The 2,664-nt window shown below is 71.2% G+C and carries 2 protein-coding genes; both read right to left on the reverse strand.

The genetic code is table 11. The annotated features are described in order from the left end of the window. A partial coding sequence (locus JK364_RS54060; RefSeq protein ID WP_201858823.1) for a type I polyketide synthase occupies window positions 1-1,701 on the reverse strand: 1,701 nt, incomplete at its 3' end. A 38-nt stretch (window positions 1,702-1,739) separates the two neighbouring features. Continuing rightward, window positions 1,740-2,664: beta-ketoacyl reductase (locus tag JK364_RS54065; protein ID WP_201858824.1), on the reverse strand; the 925-nt coding region annotated here is incomplete at its 5' end.

Consider the following 2,664-nt stretch of genomic DNA (forward strand, 5'->3'; position numbering starts at 1 on the left):
GGTCTTGCCACCATCCGGAGTGTGCCCGGTGAGGTTGTCGAGTGCGGTGGTGAATTCTTCTCGGGTGGAGCCGACGAGGACGGCGCGGTGGGGGAGTGTGGTGGATCGTTGGGTGATGAGGGAGTGTGCGATTTCGTGGACCGAGCCTTCGGTTTCCGTCACGAGTTGACGGGCCATGTCTTTGAGCGCGGCTTCGTTCTGTGCGGAGAGCACCCACGGCATCGGACCGGAGGGTTCCAACGCAAGCCCGACGGGGCCGGAAGGCTCGGCCGCGTCGGAGGGCTCGACGGGCTCCGCTGTCTCCGTCGGCTCGGGCGCGGGCGGTGCCTGTTCGAGGATGACGTGTGCGTTGGTGCCGCTGACTCCGAAGGACGACACGCCCGCGCGTCGGGGGCGTTCGTTCGCGTCCGGCCAGTCGCGGGCCTCGGCCAGTAGCTCGACGGCGCCCGCCGACCAGTCGACCTCGGGGGTCGGCTCGTCGATGTGCAGGCTCTTCGGCATGATGCCGTGGCGCATGGCCATGACGGTTTTGATGATGCCGGCCACTCCGGCGGCGGCTTGGGTGTGGCCGATGTTGGACTTCAACGACCCAAGCCACAGCGGCTGTTCCCGGTCCTGCCCGTAGGTGGCGATCAGGGCCTGGGCCTCGATCGGGTCGCCGAGTTTGGTGCCGGTGCCGTGTGCCTCCACCACGTCCACGTCGGCCGCGGTCAGTCGGGCGTCGGCGAGCGCGGCCTTGATGACCCGCTGCTGGGCGGGGCCGTTCGGCGCGGTGAGGCCGTTCGAGGCGCCGTCCTGGTTGACGGCGGTGCCGCGCACCACCCCCAGCACCGGATGCCCGAGCCGCTGGGCGTCCGACAGCCGCTCGACCAGCAGCAGGCCGACGCCCTCGCTGAGCCCGGTGCCGTCGGCGGACGTGGAGAACGCCTTGCAGCGGCCGTCCCTGGCGAGCCCGCGCTGCCGGCTCAGGTCGGAGAAGATCCGCGGCGTGGCGAACACGGTCACCCCACCGGCGACCGCCAGCGGGCACTCGCCGGCGCGCAGTGCCCGTACTGCCAGGTGCAACGCGGTCAGCGACGAGGAGCAGGCGGTGTCGACCGACATCGCCGGGCCCTCGAAGCCGAAGGCGTACGACACCCGCCCGGACGCGACACTCGCCGCCTCCCCGTTGCCCGCGTAGCTCTCGAGCTCGCCGGGGATCCGCCGTACCCGGGTCGTATAGCTGTTGGCCATCAGCCCGGTGAACACGCCGGTGCGGCTGCCGCGGAGTGAGGTGGGGTCGAGGCCCGCGCGTTCCAGGACCTCCCAGGTGGTCTCCAGGAGCAGTCGCTGCTGCGGGTCCATGGCCACTGCCTCGCGCGGCGAGATGCCGAAGAACGCCGGGTCGAATCCGGTGGCGTTCGTCAGAAAGCCACCCTCCCGCATGTACGAGGTACCCTCCTGGGCCGGGTCGGAGTCGAAGAAGCCTTCCAGGTCCCAGCCCCGGTCGTCCGGGAAGCCGGAGATCGCGTCGGTGCCGGACGACACCAGCTCCCACAGCGCCTCCGGTGAGGTCACGCCGCCGGGGAAGCGGCAGGCCATGCCGATGATGGCGATCGGCTCGGCCGACGCGGACTCGACTTCGGCGAGCCGCTCACGGGTCCGGTAGAGATCCGCCGTGACCCACTTCAGGTAGTCGGTGAGGGTCTTCGAATCAGCCATGCGGTATCAACCTTTTGAGATGAGGGCGAGCCGAGCGGTCAGTTGGAGGCGCGGCCGAATTCCTTGTCGATGAAGCTGAGCAGCTCCGATTCGGAGGCGTCCTCCAACGTGTCGAGGACCTGGGCGCTGCCCGTCGTGGCGGCGGGTGCCGCGGCCGGCGTGTCGAGGCGGGCCAGGATGGAGCGCAACCGGACGGCGATCGCGGTGCCTACCTCGTCGTCCGGCCGGGTGCCGAACAACTGCCGTTCGAAACGCTCCAGGTCGCGCAGCACCTCCGGGGACGACGACCCGCCGTCGCCCAGTGGCCCGAGCTGGGCGAGCAGATGATCGGCGAGCGCGTTCGGCGTGGGGTGGTCGAAGATCAGGGTGGCGGGTAGCCGCAGTCCGGTGGCGGCGGTGACGCGGTTGCGGAACTCGACGGCGGTGAGCGAGTCGAAGCCGGTGTCCTTGAACGCCTGGCCGGGGTCAATCCGGTCGGCGTCGCTATGCCCGAGGACCCGCGCCGACTGCTGGCGGACCAGGTCCAGCACCGCCCGGTCCCGCTCCTCGGGCACCAGCGCGGCGATGCGGTCCGCCCAGCTCTCGCCGGGGACCGTCGCTTGGCGGGCAGCGGGCCGAACGGCGCGGACCAGCCCGCGGAGCACCGCGGGTACCGTGTCGGCCCGGTTGAGGGTGGGCAGGTGGAGCTTGACCGGTGCGACGGCGCCCAGCCCGAGGCCGAGGGCGGTGTCGAACAGCGCGGTGCCCTCGGCGTCGGTGAGCCCGTGGATCCCGTCCCGGGTCATCCGGTCGTGGTCGGCCTGGGTGAGGTGGGCGGTCATGCCGCCTTCCCGTTGCCACCAGCCCCAGGCGAGTGAGGTGCCGGGCAGGCCCTGGCGGCGGCGGTGGGTGATCAGGGCGTCGAGGAAGCTGTTGGCGGCCGCGTAGTTGGCTTGCCCCGCGTTGCCGAGCACACCGGCGATC

The sequence above is a fragment of the Streptomyces endocoffeicus genome, assembly GCF_016741935.1.
Lineage (GTDB): Bacteria > Actinomycetota > Actinomycetes > Streptomycetales > Streptomycetaceae > Streptomyces > Streptomyces endocoffeicus.